Annotated in this window: 12 protein-coding genes; 7 read left to right on the top strand and 5 right to left on the bottom strand. The window is 42.8% G+C overall.

All coding sequences use genetic code 11. The features are described 5' to 3' along the window. Positions 1 to 49: 49 nt before the first annotated feature. Complete coding sequence (locus FBB35_RS07615) at positions 50 to 454, top strand: response regulator (protein WP_174709159.1); 405 nt, start codon at positions 50 to 52, stop codon at positions 452 to 454. 232 nt (positions 455 to 686) lie between these two features. Here FBB35_RS07615 and FBB35_RS07610 read toward each other — a convergent pair whose 3' ends face one another. Then, on the bottom strand, positions 687 to 1,574 hold the full coding sequence (locus FBB35_RS07610; protein ID WP_174709158.1) for a tetratricopeptide repeat protein: 888 nt from the start codon (positions 1,572 to 1,574) through the stop codon (positions 687 to 689). 145 nt (positions 1,575 to 1,719) lie between these two features. Here FBB35_RS07610 and FBB35_RS07605 point away from each other — a divergent pair, with 145 nt between their 5' ends. The 6 genes from FBB35_RS07605 to FBB35_RS07580 all read left to right on the top strand — a co-directional run bounded on the left by FBB35_RS07605 (position 1,720) and on the right by FBB35_RS07580 (position 8,559). Further along, positions 1,720 to 2,358 (top strand): TetR/AcrR family transcriptional regulator, encoded by a 639-nt coding sequence (locus FBB35_RS07605; protein WP_174709157.1) that lies wholly within the window; start codon positions 1,720 to 1,722, stop codon positions 2,356 to 2,358. 268 nt (positions 2,359 to 2,626) lie between these two features. Further along, positions 2,627 to 3,181, top strand: a complete 555-nt coding sequence (locus FBB35_RS07600; RefSeq protein WP_174709156.1) for a hypothetical protein — start codon at positions 2,627 to 2,629, stop codon at positions 3,179 to 3,181. Positions 3,182 to 3,281: 100 nt separating this feature from the next. Continuing rightward, positions 3,282 to 4,859, top strand: coding sequence for an efflux RND transporter periplasmic adaptor subunit (locus FBB35_RS07595; protein ID WP_174709155.1), 1,578 nt, complete (start codon positions 3,282 to 3,284; stop codon positions 4,857 to 4,859). A 169-nt stretch (positions 4,860 to 5,028) separates the two neighbouring features. Beyond that, entirely contained in the window at positions 5,029 to 6,300 is a 1,272-nt protein-coding gene (locus FBB35_RS07590) for an ABC transporter permease (RefSeq protein ID WP_174713556.1), read from the top strand. Between the two features lie 58 nt (positions 6,301 to 6,358). After that, positions 6,359 to 7,030: an ABC transporter ATP-binding protein gene (locus tag FBB35_RS07585; protein WP_302480954.1), complete on the top strand. Its 672-nt coding sequence runs from the start codon at positions 6,359 to 6,361 to the stop codon at positions 7,028 to 7,030. A gap of 116 nt (positions 7,031 to 7,146) precedes the next feature. Then, complete coding sequence (locus FBB35_RS07580) at positions 7,147 to 8,559, top strand: TolC family protein (protein WP_174709154.1); 1,413 nt, start codon at positions 7,147 to 7,149, stop codon at positions 8,557 to 8,559. Between the two features lie 307 nt (positions 8,560 to 8,866). Here FBB35_RS07580 and FBB35_RS07575 read toward each other — a convergent pair whose 3' ends face one another. The 4 genes from FBB35_RS07575 to FBB35_RS07560 form a co-directional block, all read right to left on the bottom strand. Beyond that, on the bottom strand, positions 8,867 to 11,128 hold the full coding sequence (locus FBB35_RS07575; RefSeq protein ID WP_174709153.1) for a cation:proton antiporter: 2,262 nt from the start codon (positions 11,126 to 11,128) through the stop codon (positions 8,867 to 8,869). Between the two features lie 218 nt (positions 11,129 to 11,346). Further along, entirely contained in the window at positions 11,347 to 13,506 is a 2,160-nt protein-coding gene (gene recQ / locus FBB35_RS07570) for a DNA helicase RecQ (RefSeq protein ID WP_174709152.1), read from the bottom strand. A 320-nt stretch (positions 13,507 to 13,826) separates the two neighbouring features. Next, positions 13,827 to 15,722, bottom strand: a complete 1,896-nt coding sequence (locus FBB35_RS07565; RefSeq protein WP_217481695.1) for a DUF4157 domain-containing protein — start codon at positions 15,720 to 15,722, stop codon at positions 13,827 to 13,829. Between the two features lie 297 nt (positions 15,723 to 16,019). Next, a complete protein-coding gene (locus FBB35_RS07560) occupies positions 16,020 to 17,582 on the bottom strand; it encodes an AAA-like domain-containing protein (RefSeq protein WP_174709151.1) in 1,563 nt (520 codons plus the stop codon). Positions 17,583 to 17,600 lie beyond the last annotated feature (18 nt).

Genomic DNA, 17,600 nt, shown 5'->3' with positions numbered 1-17,600 from the left:
TTTTGAATTGCTTAATCCCCTCACCTCTACCTCTATAACTAAAATTCTCATGAAAACTGTTTTAATTGTCGAAGACGATCTAATTAATGCTCGAGTTTTTTCCAAGATTTTGTCCAAGCGCGGCGGCTTGGGAGTGAAACATACTGAAAATGTGGAAGAAGTAATAAAAATTGCCCAATCAGGAGAAGCCGACCTGATTTTAATGGATGTTTCTCTATCCAGAAGTGTTTACCAAGGGAAATCTGTTGATGGAATCAAGATTACACAGATGTTAAAATCCGATCCAAAAACAGCGAACTTACCTGTTATTTTGGTGACGGCACATGCTATGGAAGGTGATCGCGAGAATTTTCTCAAGCAAAGCGGCGCTGATGGCTACATTTCTAAGCCAGTTGTTGACCATCAACAGTTTGTTGACCAAATCCTCGCACTTCTACCCACAGACGGCCAATGATAATTGACGACTGATTTCAGGAATATTCGCCCGCAAAGGTTTTTGGGCGATTATTTCCTGTCTTTAGTTAGTATAGATGTACTACGAAAAGGTACTATTAGGCAAGTGGTAATAGGAAAGTCAATGGGGAATGGGGAATGGGGCATTGGGCATTGGGCATTGGGCATTGGTTCTTAGTTCTTCTCCCCCTGCTCCCCCTGCTCCCCTGCCCCCTGCTCCCCACTCCCCACTCCTATTGAGTAGGCTGTTTTCCAGGAGCTGATGATGAGTTTTCTGGTTGCTGTAGGGCTGCTTGAATACGGGGTAATTCTAGGAATTTTTTCGTATCAGACAATAGGCGATCGCCCCAGAGATTTTCTTTAAGAAAATTCAAATTAGCATAGCGCTGATCGATGCGGAGTGCAGCTTCTCCCATTGTTAAACCTTGTTGGCTATCGCCTTTCGTATAAAGTGCCACTGCCAAAGCTAATAAAGGTTCTGCGGCTTGCTTATCAAGGGTTATGGCAGATTGCCATCGCTTAATCGCTTCAGAGGTATTACCCTGTTCGTAGTTGATTAAACCAATATTGTTGAGCGCTGGCCAGAATTTTTTATCTTGAGAGACTGCTTTATCGTACTGTGCGATCGCATCTGGCAATTTACCCAGTAGATAGTAAGCATTACCCAAATCAAATAACCCTTCTGGATCGTTGGGTTTTAACTTCAAACCTTCTTGGTAATTGACAACCGCCGCTTGGTAATTTTTCTGCTGAAAATTAGCTGAACCCAAAGCAAACAAAATATCACCATTTTTAGGGTTGATAGATTGCGCTTTTTTGAAGCTAGCGATCGCCCCGTCAAACTCTTTGGTTTGTAGTTGCAATCCACCTAAAAGCAACCATACTTTATCATTCTTCGGAGCCAGTTGACTAGCCAGCCGCGCTCGTGGCAAAGCTAATTCAACCTGTTGAAACTGAGCTAGTTGAGCCGCCTCTTGTGCCAGGCTCAACCCCTGCTTCTCTAACTTTGTCCCATCTAGTTGCAGTGTATGGGGTATTAATGCCTGCGCGTTAGCGGCTTTTGGCATACTCCACAAACTACAGACCATTAGAAAAGAAATCAAACGAACATGTTTAGGCACATTACCGCCTTTAAGCCACTAATCAAAGAATCTTTCAGCTAGCTTAAACGATCTCCGCTCTTGACGGCAGCAAAATATTACGTCATTAGTTATTGACATTCCCATCACAAGGGCAATATATTAATAAGTAATTACTCACTTATTTATGGCTCGTGTACCCAAAATCACCAATCAGCAGATATTAGAAGCGGCTCGTCAAGTTTTCCTGCAACAAGGATTTGGTGCTTCAACCTTAGAAATTGCTCAACAGGCAGGTATTTCTGAAGCTTCAATTTTCAAGCGATTCTCAACCAAAGAAGAATTATTTTTTACGGCGATGGGAATTCCAGAAAAACCCGTGTGGGTGAGCGAGTTGGAATCTCTTAGTGGCAAAGGCAATCTCAAAGAAAACTTAATCAATATTTGCCTCCAGATTACGGAATTTTATCGTGAGGTGCTGCCTCAGATCGTGATGCTGCGATCGCGAGGCAATGCGTTTCCAGAACTTGGAGGTAAAGAACCAAGACCCATACAAGATTTCAAAGCACTGACCGCTTTTCTAGAGTATGAAATCAACCAAAATCGCCTTCGCCCTTGCGATCCCCAGACAGTGGCTCATATTTTACTCGGATCGTTGATGAACTATGTTTTCTTAGAGCAGATTTCGTCTCAAAAAAGTATAAAAGAAGACGATTTTACAATAAAACCTTACTTAAAATCTGAAGATCGTGGTACAGAAGTATCAGCATTTATCCAAAATTTTGTGGATATTATCTGGCAAGGAATTGCACCAATACAGGATTAAATTTAAAAAGATTGGGCAATAAATATTAATTATTCTCCCTCATCTCCCCATTAAAAACTGATGACTTTGGTCATACATAAGTCTTGAATTACTAATGACTTTTGTCATACATTGGTTTCAACTTTTTGATCGATAATTATTATGTATGAATTTATACGATGAGGTAAACATCAAACATATTGATACCCAAATAAAAGCAACTATCTAAGTATTGCTGAATCTAAACCTCAGCAGAATAGAAATTTAATACCAATAAGGAGTTAATTTCATGTTGAAACCAAACCGTGTATCGATAGTCCTAGCTGCTGCTGCTCTGATAATTGTTCCCACTCTTTTGACTGCGCCTGCAAGTGCCCAGACGAAAGTCTATGTTGTTGGCGATCGCGATCCCAATTTTGATCGCGACGGCAGATCCTATCCTGGAGAAGTCAGAAACCCTAGAGATCGGGATAATAATTGGAACCGCGACGGTAGAAACTATCCTGGAGAAGTCAGAAACTCTAGAGACCGGGATAATTGGAACCGTGACGGCAGACCCTACCCTGGAGAAGTCAGAAACTCAAGAGATCGGGACAATTGGAACCGTGACAACCAATCCTATAACAGAGTAGTCAGACTTGGTAATGGTGACATCAGATATCCCAATGGGCAAATTATTCCTTCTAGATCCATAGTTAGACTGCGTAACCAAGGTTACTTCAGACTTCCTAATGGAGATATTCTTCTTCCCAGTCAGGAAATTGTTCCTGCTGGAAGATTAGTGAGAGTGCGTGATGATTATTTCAGACTTCCTAGTGGGTTGGTACTGCAAATAAACCTTTAAAACACTAAAAACTCAAAATCATTGTCAGTATAGGGCTACCAGGCTATAGTTTAGCCGTAAATAACTGGCTCGGTAGCCGTTCCTTATAGACAAAATGGATATGAAAATTGATACACCAAATACCGTAGATTCATCAGTTTTAGTTCCAGAGGTAAAGAAAAAAAAGGGCAAACGAAATTGGCTCTCTTGGCTAATTGCTTTTTGCCTTTTGGGTGGAATTGGCTATGCAGTTTATTACCAAGTAGCCGTTGTTTCCCAGCAACAAGCCAGCCGTCGGGTGCTGACAAGACCTGTACAAAGGCAGAGTTTAACAATCACAGTTTCAGCGAACGGAACAGTGAAACCTGAGCGGTCAATTAACCTCAGCCCGAAAAATTCCGGTATCTTGAAAACACTGCTAGCGAAAGAAGGGGATCTCGTTAAACAAGGACAGATTGTCGCTTACATGGATGATTCCAACCTGCGTGGGCAACTTACTTCTGCTCAAGGACAATTGGCACAAGCCGAGGCGAATTTGCAAAAAGCGATCGCAGGTAATCGTCCTCAAGATATTGCTCAAGCACAAGGAGTATTAGACGAAGCCCAGGCGAATCTGCAAAAGGTACAAGCAGGCAATCGCTCTCAAGATATTGCCCAAGCACAGGCACGCTTGCAAAGCGCTCAAGCCACCCTTCGCCAAGCAGAAGATGATTTTGTTCGTAATCAACAGCTTTACAATGCAGGCGGTATATCCCTTCAGACTCTTAACCAAAACCGTGCCACTCGTGACAGCGCCCAAGCTAGTGTAAATGAAGCACAGCAAGCACTAGGGTTGCAAAAAGCCGGATCACGTCCAGAAGACATCGAGCAAGCACAAGCTGTAGTGAAGCAGAGACAGCAAGCTTTGGCTCTTTTAAAAGCCGGAACGCGCCAAGAAGATATTAGCGCAGCCCGTGCCCAGGTAACATCTGCTCGTGGTTCGCTGCAAAACATCCAAGCCGAAATCAATGACACGATCATTCGCGCCCCTTTTGATGGGGTAGTGACAAAGAAATTTGCCGATCCCGGTGCTTTCGTGACACCCACAACTGCTAGTAGTGAAGTAGCTTCTTCTTCTTCTTCTTCAATCTTGTCTCTAGCTTCAACAAATGAAGTTGTCGCAAATTTAGCAGAAACAAATATTTCCAAAATCAGCCTTGGTCAAAAAGTCTCGATTACAGCAGATGCCTACCCAGGGAAAACCTTTGAAGGTAAAGTCAGCCAAATCGCTGCCCAAGCAATAGTAGAACAAAATGTTACCAGTTTTGAAGTGAGAGTATCACTTTCTGACCCTCAAAGATTACTGCGGTCTGGGATGAATGCGGAAGTAGATTTTCAAGTCGGTCAAGTTGAAAATGTTTTAGTAGTGCCAACCGCTTCAGTGGTGCGCCAACAAAATACCACAGGTGTGTATGTGGCTGGAGCAAATAACAAACCTGTCTTTACTCGTATTGAGACTGGCGTTACCGCAAATAACTTTACCGAAGTTAAGTCTGGATTGACAGGAGATGAAAGAGTATTACTCAGTTTCCCACCAGGCTCGCGTCCGCAATCAACACCACGAGGAGGAGTTTTCCCTGGTATAGGGGGAGGCGGCGGTGGCGGTGGCGGAAGAGGAGCCGGTGGCGGCGGTGGTCGTTCAGGCGGTGGTTCCCCTTAGTTTTAAGTCAATACGGTTGGGTTAACGCTTAACTCTTTGTCATAGTCAATTTTTTTAACTAACCGCATTCGCGCAGCGTCTCGTTAGAGAAGGACGCAAAGGACACAAAGGAAAAGAAGAAATGCTTGACTCGATTGTATTGAGTTTTAAATAAAACCTTATGTTTAAGATATTTAAGGGCTTTTACAAAGCTAAGAAGACCCGCACAGTACCGTTGCTGGAAATCTTGACAATGGCGGCAGAGACTCTGTGGAGTAACAAATTACGCACAGGTCTAACGATGTTGGGCGTGATTATTGGGATTTCCTCAGTCATTGCCATTACTTCTGTTGGTCAGGGAGTGCAAAAGGGCGTTGAGCAACAGATCCAAGCATTGGGTACAGATGTGATCCAAATCTTAGCGGGTGCTGCAAGAAGCGGGAATGTCCGTCAAGGAGTCGGTTCTAGCAGCACCTTGACCTGGGAAGATGCTAAGGCGATCGCTACACAAGCGCCATCAGCACAGATGGTTTCTGCTTATCTCCAACGGACTGCCCAAGTTGTGTATGCAGGACAGAACACCTCAACAACCATTTATGGCACAGATTTGAACTACCCAGAAGTCAGAAATACTCACCCACAGCAAGGGAGATATTTTACTCAAGAAGAACTAGATACTGTCGCACAGGTAGCGATTCTTGGCCCTACAGTTCAAAGCACGCTCTTTGGACAGGGTGTAAATCCTATCGGCGAGAAAATTCGCATTCAAGGAGAGGCTTATCAAGTGATTGGGGTGATGGAACCTAAAGGCTCTCAGGGGCCGATGGATCGAGATGACCAGGTTTTCATTCCTCTAACTAGTATGTCCAAGAGACTAGTTGGGAACAATGCTTTGGTAGGCGTTTCTGTAAATGGAATTTTAGTCAAAGGCGCTAATCAAGAGGAATTAGAAGCTGCTCAGTTTCAAGTCACAAATCTTTTACGGCTGCGTCACAACATTTATCCGCCGCAAGCGGATGATTTTCGGCTGACTAATCAAGCTGATATTGTTAGTACTTTTACTAGTGTTGTAGGCTTATTTACAGTAATGGTGGTAGCGATCGCTGGCATTTCGTTAGTGGTTGGTGGAATTGGTATTGCCAACATTATGCTAGTTTCCGTAGTTGAGCGGACGCGAGAAATTGGGATTCGCAAAGCTGTAGGAGCCACCAATTCGGCAATCCTTAATCAATTTTTAGCTGAAGCGATCGTAATTTCCATTGTTGGCGGAGGCATTGGGATGGCCACTGGCATTTTATTAGCCTTTATAGCTTCAAGTATTTTCAAATTTCCCTTTATCATTTCTTTCTTGTCGATTATTGCTGGATTTGTACTCTCATTGAGTGTTGGCTTAGTCGCTGGGGTAATTCCAGCACGAAACGCATCTAAATTAGATCCAATTAATGCTTTAAGAAGCGACTAGTAATTCGTAATGACGCTCCTACGTCGCTAATGCTGCGCTAACGTAATTCGTAATTAATATGCCAACGATGATTTGGATGGAATCTATTACTAAAACTTACTACTTAGGAGAAGTTAGTGTTCCGATTCTTAAGGGAATTGAACTCTCTATTGAGGAAGGGGAATATGTCTCGATTATGGGTGCGTCAGGTTCGGGTAAATCCACTCTGATGAATATTTTGGGATGTCTGGATCGCCCGACAACTGGAGATTATATTTTTGAAGGGAGAAACCTGACAACTTTTGATGATGATGAATTAGCGTATATTCGTAACCAAAGGATAGGTTTTGTTTTTCAACAATTTAACCTATTGGCGAGGGCAACAGCACTGGAAAACGTTATGTTACCAATGGTTTACGCTAACTTACCCAAGCCAAAACGCCGTAAAAGGGCATTAGAAGCCCTGGAAAAAGTAGGATTACAGGGACGCATAGCTAACCGTCCTAGTCAACTATCTGGGGGACAACAACAACGGGTAGCGATCGCTCGTGCTTTAGTCAACCGACCTGCATTAGTTTTGGCAGATGAGCCAACAGGAGCTTTAGATACTGAAACTTCTCATGAGGTGATGAATTTGCTGACAGAACTTAATGACCAAGGAATCACAATTGTAATTGTCACTCATGAACCAGATATCGCTGCTCAAACCAAAAGGATTATTCGAGTTCAGGATGGCTTGATTGTTGGCTAATTTGTTAATATCAACCCTTAGAGGAGGAATTTAAACTTTAAATTTCTATAGGTCAATCAGGATAAAAACTTTTGATTGTGTCCTCAAAAAACCTAATTAATGACTACATCTAGATTATGAATTTTAGCTTATTATTTGTGCATTCTACCTGGGTTGGTGTTGCGTTTGCGATTCTTTTTCCAGCTTTAGCAAGTGCAGTAACTCCCCCAAAACCGCAGAATAACTCAAGCACTGTGCAGGTTCCTGATTACCTCAACCCTAATCCTAATCCTCTGCAATTTCCGACTAAACCCCAGGAAGTAAGGATTCAGGGAACTGTGCCAATCACTTTGGCACAAGCTTTGGAACTAGCACGACGCAATAATCGGGATTTACAGGTAGCAATATTACAGCTAGAACGTAGTCGTTCAGCCCTACGCGAGTCTCAAGCTGCCTTATTTCCTACTTTGGGAATCAACAGTAATTTGACTAATAGTGGTAATGGTTTTACTAATAATTCATCTCAATCCAGCACCTCTTTTAATGGTTCAGCACAACTAAATTACAACCTCTATACCTCCGGTAATCGACAAGGGGCAATCCAAGCAGCTGAAGAACAACTACGTGTGGATGAATTGAATGTTGAAAGCCAGTCTTTGATAATTAGATTGAATGCCACGACTCAATACTACGATTTGCAACAAGCTGATGAACAAGTAAGAATTAACCGAGCTGCTGTAGAGAATGCCCAGGCTAGTTTACGGGATACTCAAGCCAGAGAACAGGCGGGAGTGGGTACGCGGTTCGATGTGCTACAGGCTCAGGTGAATTTAGCAAACGCCCAACAACAACTAACTAATGCTATCTCGCAACAGCAAATTGCCCGTCGCCAGCTTACCACCACGTTAAGTTTGTCGCAGTCAGTTGATATCAGTACCGCAGATCCTGTACAGTTAGCCGGTCTTTGGCCGCAGACCGTAGAACAAAGTATTGTCCAAGCGTTTCAAAATCGTCCAGAATTGCAACAGCAATTAGCACAACGCAACATTAGTGAGCAACAGCGACGACAAGCACTTTCACAGCTAGGGCCGCAAATTAGTTTGGTCGGTAACTACAATCTCCTAGATCGCTACGATGATGGTGTCAGCATTACTGATGGCTATTCAGTAGGTCTCCAAGGAAATCTCACTTTATTTGATGGGGGAGCAGCAAGAGCAAGGGCGGCTCAGTCGAAATCTAATATTGCGATCGCAGAGAGTCAATTTGCCAGCCAGCGTGACCAAATTCGCTTTGATGTAGAACAATTCTATTCTCAATTGCAATCTAATTTAAATAATGTGCAGACTTCTAGTGTGGCTTTAAATCAAGCTAGGGAAGCTCTGAATTTAGCAAGGCTGAGGTTCCAAGCTGGTGTGGGCACTCAAACAGAGGTGATCTCTGCTGAAAATGACCTGACAAGAGCAGAAGGTAATCGAGTCACAGCTATTTTGGATTACAATCGTGCTTTAGCTAATTTGCAACGATCGGTTACTTCCAGAGCTTCCCGCTAGGGGACTTCCGAAAAAATATCCCATCGCTTTAAGGGTAGGGGACAGGGGGCAGGGGAGCAGGGGGCAGCTTTCAAGGGTAGGTATTTTGTATTTGGTCATTTTTTGGCTATTTCAGCCGATGCTTAAATCCTGAAATGACCAAACCACGTTAAACAATTGAGAATTTTCTCAACTATTTTTGAGATTCTAAAAAACCTACCCTTGAAAGGCAGGGGGCAAGGGGCAGGGGAGCAGGGGAGTAGGGGGAGACAAGGGGGATAAAGGAGAATTATTAAAGAAAAGTTTGCTTAGATGCAGATGAGAAAGACTATGGTACGGTAATTACTGCTACTGGACAATGGGCTTTACTCAAAATTGCATCAACTCTGTGACCGAAGAAAACGCGACCCGTAACCATTCGGATATTACTTCCGAGAATAATTAGGTCAACTTCCTGGGTTTGGGCAAACTTGAGGATTTCCCTTTCTGGGCTGGTTCCTTGAAGAATATATGTTTTGACATCAGCACCCAGATTGCGGCCAATTGCTGCTTGCTGTTCAAGCAGATCGTGAGCAATTTCCTTCACTGGAGTTAGCGATCGCTGTTCGTATAGAATATACTCAACTTGTGGCAAATTAATCACATTCACGATCATCACTAATGCTCCCGTTTGAGCAGCGATCGTACTTGCCATCTCTACAGCATTTTTGCTATATTCTGTCCCCACAGTTGGCACCAGGATCTTTGTCAGCTTTTGTTGAGCGATTTTGCATATCTCGCCTTTAGCTTGGGGTAGGTGCGACTTGACCACCATCGTTGCACATGGCGCTTCTTGTACTACCCGATCTACAAGCAAATTGAACAATGTTTTTTGAGGGCGCATCTGTTCAGAAGCTCCCAATACGATCAAGTCATAGTTTTTGTTCGCTTCATTCAAAATTACCTCGGCTTTACTACGCCCAGACTCCATTTTTGTTTGCAGGGTCGTATCATCAGGTAGCTGCATTTCCTCAGCAACAGAAGCCAGAGCTTCCTCGGCGGCGGTATCTTTAACCTGGGTCGCTGCCCTGCGGCCTTTCTTCTGAGGCTGCTTGTCACTCAGAGCATATAGAGATGTCACTTCTATCGAGTTTTGGTGAGCCATGTAGCCCACTAGTTGCGCTGCGAGTTGGATGTTGGGACCACCACTAGTAGGTATTAAGATACGGTGGATTTGCTTGATAAAGCTGCGGCTATCCTGCTCTTCTTGTTCCAACCGTTGAGCTTCCTCCTCACTCATAACCACTTTTGATAAAGTCCAGCGCAGAAGGGGTGGAGCCATTAGGGAAGTGACGATCGCCACCATAACAATAATTGAGTACATCTGGGGATTGAGCACTCCCAAAGATAAACCAATCGTGGCAACGACAATTTCCATTGCCCCGCGAGCATTCATCCCGGAACCCATAGCCAAACCTTCCCAATGACTCAAGCCACCGACGCGAGAACCAAGGTAAGCACCTGTAAATTTGCCAACACAGGCGACAGCAAGAACAATCAAGCCAAATAGCAGCGTTTGAGGGACTAACAGAGTTAGCAAATCAACTTTCAAACCAGCCCCAGCAAAGAAAATTGGCGCTAGAAAGGCTGCTGTGAATACTTCTAGCAGATGTCCAGCTTCGTTACTAAAGCGGCGAGATTGGCCCGCCAGAATCCCCAGCACGAAAGCACCTAATGCTGCTTCTAGACCTAATGCGTGGGTAAGTGCTGCTGCCGAGAGCGAAAGAATCAGTACAGCCGATATACTAGCTGAGATTCCACCAACGTAGTCATCAACCCACCGCAAAATCTGATCTACGATGGTACGGCCAATTGTGAAAGCGATCGCTAAAAACAATATAGCTGCACTCACAGAATGAAAAATTGTCCCGAAGTCAAACTTGCCGCTACTAGCTAGACCGGAAACCACAGAAAGTAAAATCCAGCCGATGGTGTCGTCAGTCATCCCAGCCGCTAAGGTTACTTGACCAATGTCACGGCGAATCAGGTTTAAGTCCATCAGCACCTTAGCAATCACTGGTACTGCGGAAATACTCATTGCTGTGGCGATAAATAGACTGAATACCAGTCGCTTTTCTGGGTTGGCTAAAAAACTATCTGGCAATAGCCAGCCCAATCCAAATCCGGTGATAAATGGGACAATAATTCCGCCAAGTGAAATGAGTAGAGCGGTTTTACCCTTACGAAGAATCAGCTTGAGATCCGTCTCCAAGCCAGTTACAATCAGCAAAAATAACACACCTAACCAAGAAATCACCGAAAGTAAATTAGACTGTTCTTGACTTTTAGGAAAGATGTGAGCTTGCAAGTCTGGAAGGAGCAAACCAAAAATAGAGGGGCCCAGCAGTACACCCGCCAATAATTCCCCAACAACAGGCGGTAGATTAATTCGGCGCATTAACTCACCTAATCCCCGCGCTACCAGAAGCAATAGTGACAGTTGCACCAGCACCAACAGCAACTCATGATGACCGAGAGGTTTAATTAAACCGTCACCTGCTGCTTTCTGTGCAGCGAGTACAGGCACTAACATTAGGGACAGGTTTTGCATAATGTCCAAAGGTTGGATTACAAATTTTTAAACGGGCTGTTCAAGTAAATCCTGAAAATGTTTATTTCCACATCGGCCTAGAAGCTTAAAGTGTCATGATGATGACTTACGCACAAGAGATCCCCCAACCCGCGACAATTATTAATTGAGGCAGAGATGAGTTATAACCCAACAGTCTCATTCTATTCGCTTTGAAAACATCATTTAAAATTTAATTATCACTTGCGATTTTCACGCCGCCACTTACCCCGTACTAAGCGGATTTCGTCAAAACTATAGCTTTCACCTAGTTGTTCTCGAATTGGAGTCAAAGAGATATCACCAAGAACTTCTAAAACTTGCCAAATTTTTTGCTGATGTTCGAGAGATACTAACTGATTTAAATCTACAGGCTGATTTTTCTCAATTAAATCTGTAAGATGACGAATAATTGTTGTGGGACGAATGTTGCGTTTTTTGGCAATTTCATCAACACTCAAACCTTGTTTATGTAATTGGAATGTGACTATTTCTGTGTCGGAAGGTAAGCTAACAGAGGGTGTAAATTTAACTTGTGGTGGATCTATCAAACCTTTTTCTTGGCGGTAGGCGCGAATTTCTGTGAGGAATTTATCACCATATTGGGAAAGTTTGTGACTACCTACGCCTGAAAGTTTACCAAATTCTGTTAGTGTTTTCGGTTGTACCTGTGCCATCACTTTCAAGGTAGAATCCTGAAAGACAACGTAAGGTGGAACAGACTGTTCATCAGCTAGTTGTTTACGGAGCGATCGCAATCTCTGCATTAAAATCTCTGCCTCAGCAGCCTTCTCACTCCCTTCTTCCCATGTAATCTTCTGTGCTACAGGAACAGCAAGAGAAACTGTCCTCTGTCGCCGCATCACTTCCCAACTCAGGGGGTTAAGTTTCAAAACTGAGTAACCATCGCTAGTCTGTTCTACCAAACCTTGATGTAAAAGCGATCGCGCCAACATCCGCCATTCATCTATACTTTTATCTTTGCCAATACCATAAGTAGAAAGTTGATCGTGTTCGTTTTGGATGATTTTCTGGCTTTTTGCCCCCCGCAACACATCAATAATGTGCAGCATTCCAAATCTTTCTTTACAACGCGCCACACAAGATAAAAATTTCATGGCTTCTATTGTCCAGTCTTGCATTGGTTTGGGATAACGGCAATTATCGCAGTTACCACAATTTCCATCAAAACGTTCGCCAAAATAACCTAACTGAATTGTCCGTCGGCAAACAGTACCTTGAGCATAGTCAATTACCTGACGCAGTTGTTGTTTAGCAATCAATTGTTCTTGAGGATCGGGTTTTTGGTCAATACTCCATTCAATAGTTTTAATATCACTAAAACTGAAAAAAAGTGTACAACGGGAAGGTTCACTATCCCTTCCCGCTCTTCCTGATTCTTGATAATAACTTTCCAAATTACGCGGTAAATCAAAGTGAATTACTAACCGCACATCTGGTTTATTAATTCCCATCCCAAAGGCAATTGTTGCTACCATAACGCGCACATCATCTCGAATAAATCGAGTTTGATTGCTGCTGCGTTCTTCGTCACTTAAGCCGGCATGATAAGATAAGGCGGAAATTTTATCATTTTGCAATTTAAAGGTGAGTTCATCAACTTTTTTGCGCGTCAAGCAATAAATAATTGCTGAACATTCATTTTCTCGAATGAGTTCTAATAATTCAGCATACGCAGACTTGGTTTTAGAACGAACTTCGTAGTAAAGATTTTGGCGGTTAAAGCTAGCAATATGGATACTAGGTTGCTTTAGCCCTAGTTGTTGGATAATATCAGCACGGACGCGATCGGTGGCTGTGGCGGTGAGGGCGAGGGTAGGGACATCAGGATAGCGTTTCCGCAGAGATTTCATCTGGCGGTATTCTGGGCGGAAGTCGTGCCCCCACTCAGAGACGCAGTGGGCTTCATCAATGGCAAAAGCTGCAATCCCAATTTTTTCTTTGACTAAATCGAGAAAGGGCAGAAATCTTTCACTCAACAGACGTTCTGGGGCGACGTAAAGTAATCTGACTTTACCACTGAGGATGGCTTCTTCCCGCGATCGCACTTTATAAGGATTCAGACTACTATTCAGAAATGTGGCATTAATATTATTATTTCGTAGTCCTTCCACTTGATCTTGCATCAAAGCGATTAATGGCGACACAACCACCGTTAAACCTTTTTTGATCAATGCAGGTAACTGAAAACACAGAGATTTTCCCCCACCCGTAGGCATGACAATTAATAAATCTCGATTTTGCAGCGCATCTTCGATAATTTGCCGTTGTCCCGGGCGGAATCTGTCGTAACCGAAGTGATATTTTAGCGCTTGTTCGAGATTGGGATACTGAAGCATAGCGATCGCTTTTTCGGGGGCTGTCTGCGTGAGTAGTTCTTAAAGATATCAGGATTTTAACTCACATCATCGGCAGCTTTGGTCAGACCTGCGTTTCTGTTGGCGATCACTCTTGATTAGCATCTGGCTTCTCATAACCTTAGAGGTTGTTTGAAAAGTCTAAATTGTTACTCGCCTGGGCGACTAGAAGTCGCGGCTACACGAACAAAACCCACCTCCGTGGGTTAGAAACCCTTGATTTTTCGTTAGTCCATGCAGGTGGACTAAGCTTTATCTAGTAGCGAATTATATTCGCCTAAAACTTTTCAAACATCCTCTTACTAATCTTTAAATTCAAACTTACTTCTCGCATTACCGATCTCGTAATTTACACCCTCTAACTTAAGTGACTTAGCCGCTGTTATGGCTGCATCGGCGATCCCCTTAATCCATTTTTCCTTGAACGGTAGTTTGCTTAATTCTAGTGTGATCAATTTACTTTCTTCTCCCCCCTTGTCAGCCCTCGTACTCTTCAGTCCTATCTGCTTTGACCATAGAGCATCTTTCGCTTCCTCTTCCCGCTCCTGTCTACTCTTGTTTGCTTTTTGATGCCCCTTTTGTGATTTCGCCCTCTTTTCCTCAGCTTCCTGTCTCGCGTTCTGCCTTTTAGTGTCTCTCATGGTGAAATGGGGATTTATTCTTATAACTCCCGCACCATCGTCTTTGATAGCGATGATCGCATGGGCACTGATCTCTGCCTGCCCTCCTAACTTTTGTATAGAATCATTTAATGTAAAGTTTATATTCTTTGACATCCATCCGTTTTTCGTTTGGTATTGTTTCTCATCAACCCATTCCAATGTACCTAATCCATTGGGCAGATCGTAGTTGAATACTGCCATCTTGGGGAATAATTGACTTTCTCTATCATTAATCTCTGTCTTCTCTTCCTTGCTTGCTTCTTTCAGTTCTTCATTCTCCCTTACATCTGAATCCTCATATTTCTGTTCTTGTTTATTTTCCGATATCTTATCTACTGCATTTCCAACATCCTCAGATGACCTCTTTTCTTCGCTACCACCAACCGTTGCTATTTTGGTGTATGCGTCATCCCATCCCCCTATGGTAAATTCGACCTTTACCTCCTTATTATTTTTGCCAATCCCCACTGCCACTACTTCTTCACCCGCTAGTGAAGTGATCTTATATTGGTCCCCCTCATTATCTTTGATATGATCGCCAACTTTAACTTCTACCCCATCCAAAGCCCGTTGTATTACTGGTATCCTGCCATGTACTTCCTGCATCTTCTGCAACGGAAAGTCTTGGGTGGATGCTTTTCTCATGTCTGTAAGTTGCGTCTGCTGCACAACATGGGTCAACTCATGGGCAATCAACTCCTGACCCCCTCGACTCCCAGGGTTATATTCCCCCTGCCGAAAGAACACATCTTGCCCCGTTGTGAATGCACGCGCTTGAATTGACTGATTCAACTGGTCAGATTGACCATCGGTGTGAACCTTCACCCCACTGAAATCTGCGCTAAATGCCTGTTCCATCGGTTCCCTGACGCTCTTCGCAAGTGGCTGTCCGCTACCCCGTGCTTGTTGTATCCCTGTTTCCAAATCAAGTGTTGCTGCCATACCACCGTCTGACACACGCTGCACCATCGACTTCATTTGCAATTCATCTTCTTCTTCAGGCAATTCTTCGCGCTGGATATTGCTTGATAGTTTCATTTGCAATTCATTTTCTTCTTCAGGCAATGACTCGCGCTGAATTTTCTCACTCTGTGGCTGATGAATCCTTTGCACAACCTGACGTGCTGTTTCGTCAGCTTCCTGCTCGTACTTATCTCCAGGTTCCCCAATTGTCAGCTTTGCCTGAATTGGTGTATCTGGTCTTCTTAGTGGAATATTGGCAAAGTTATGACCAAATCGAGTTGCGTGTTCTAGTCGAGAATTCAATAATCCATCCATCTTGGCTTGCAGCAAAGTCAGCCGTTCCTGTGACTCTGGCATAATCTTGCCATATTTGGCTTGTAATTCCAGTCCAGTTGCCTCAATACTTTGTTCTGCAAAGGTAATATCCTCTATGTCTGTTTTTGTCACTGATGCAACTGCTGCTTTTTGAACTTGGCTACCAAACGGTCTGTAGTCCAATTTAGGATTTTGTTCTGCTGTATGGGAATTGCTATTGATAGATGAGGAAGTCTTTGACAATTTCTTATTCTGCATTGTTTTTAGAATTTATTTATTTGCACTTAACCTGGTATTAAGCTTTCGGTCTACTTAAATTTGGTAATAATTTTATCGAAAGAAATATATATGTAGTACTACATAGAATTATTTTATTGCTTGGAAAATGTATTCATCTATCCACGGATAGATATTACTATTCCATCAATGCAAATTTTATGAATTTTAATTTGCATCGTCCAAAAAATAAATCTTTTGTGGGGTGGTAATCTTGCCATTAGCTGTACAAACTAAATGCACGACAGCTTACTGCAAAATCTAAAATCCAAAATTTATTCAGCATCCATCTAACCGAGAATTTGCTGTTATTTCTTTTCCATGATGCCCGATCTGGTTACATTTTAACTGTGATTCTAAAGCATCAATCTTTCGTAAAAGCGACACTCCCCACACTATAGAAATCACCAACTTGATTGTCATACCCGCGAGCAAGAGTGTGACTATTGTGGAAGTTTTCTTTTGTTGAGCTAATCTTTTTTGTTGTTCTGCAAGTCGTGCTTCAACTTCTTTGGCACGTTCTGCTTCTAATGATTGCTGCATTTCTCGCCGATCTAATTCTTCACTAGCAGCTAAAAATCGATAATCTAAATTGCTCAAGCTTTTGCCATGTGCCCAGGTTTGGGCATCAATCAAGGCTTGTCCGCGCAATAGGCGAGATTCATCATTTTCCTTTGAGGCTATCCACGCATTGAAGGTTTCATAGTAGGGGCGCAAGTAAGCTAATTTTTTTCCAACCCATTCTAAATTGAAAACTTCTTCATAAATTCGGTTTTTGATTTGGAGAAAACCTTGCTTTTTAACCACCAAGCCAGACAGCAATAGTTCTACTTGTTCTCGACTATCATCGGCTGGTACTTCCACTCCTTGGAGGATTTGCTGATAAATTCCTAGCAATCTGGCGGCAATTTGTTCGTTTCTGAGGATGCGATCGCGAATTGTCCGCAAATGCTCCGGTTCATCTTGTGATTCCCATTGATCGATGATGTGCGATTGCACCACATTTTCTATCCAAAATTCTTCTGTACCAGGGGGAATTTTTAACTTTCTACCCACATCATCTTGAGATAGACTAACAAGTAATCGACACAGCTTTTGAGTCAGAAATGGTTGCCCTTTTGTCCAAGCCAATACTTCTTTCAAAACTTTTTGGGGATGATTGTCTTTAAGATCTAGTCCTAAAGATAGTGGTTGAGCTTCTTCAAATGTAAAGCCATTTACTCGGATAGCTTTACCAAAATTAAACGGGGTAATGTGATTTTGATATAAAATTAAGTCTGAAGGTGTGGCAACACCGAAAATTGCAAATGTAATCCGCTCATACTCTGGATCAATTGCTCGTTGGTTATAACAAAACCGAATCAAGCTAAAAAAATCATCCACAGAGAAATCTAGACCGAGAATACTATCAATTTCATCAATAAAAATGAATAGCCTTTCGTTAGGAAACTGAACTAACAGAATTTCTGAAATAAACCGACTAAGTTTCTGAGCCAAAGAAATATCATTTTTTTCTTGCCACCAGGTTTTTAAATTGACTTTTCCTAACAGCTTAAAACCCAGCCACAAATCGCCTACAACTCCCTTATACCACTGTTCTGGAGTTATATTTTCGCAACCAATATTAGTCATATCAATGGTGACACATTTAAAGCCTTCTTGTTGCAAGCGATGCTTGGTTTTTACCATAAGTGAAGATTTGCCCATTTGCCTACTACTTAGGATGTAGCAAAATTCACCCTGCTTTAAGGCTTCGTAAAGTTGCACATCCGCTTTGCGCTCAACATAGCTAGGAGCGTCACTGGTTAAAGTGCCACCAACTTGGTATCGATAATTGTTCATTTGATTGAAAATTTTAAA

The sequence above is a fragment of the Nostoc sp. TCL240-02 genome (assembly GCF_013343235.1).
Classification (GTDB): Bacteria; Cyanobacteriota; Cyanobacteriia; order Cyanobacteriales; family Nostocaceae; genus Nostoc.
This window is presented reverse-complemented; position numbering and strand designations above follow the sequence as displayed.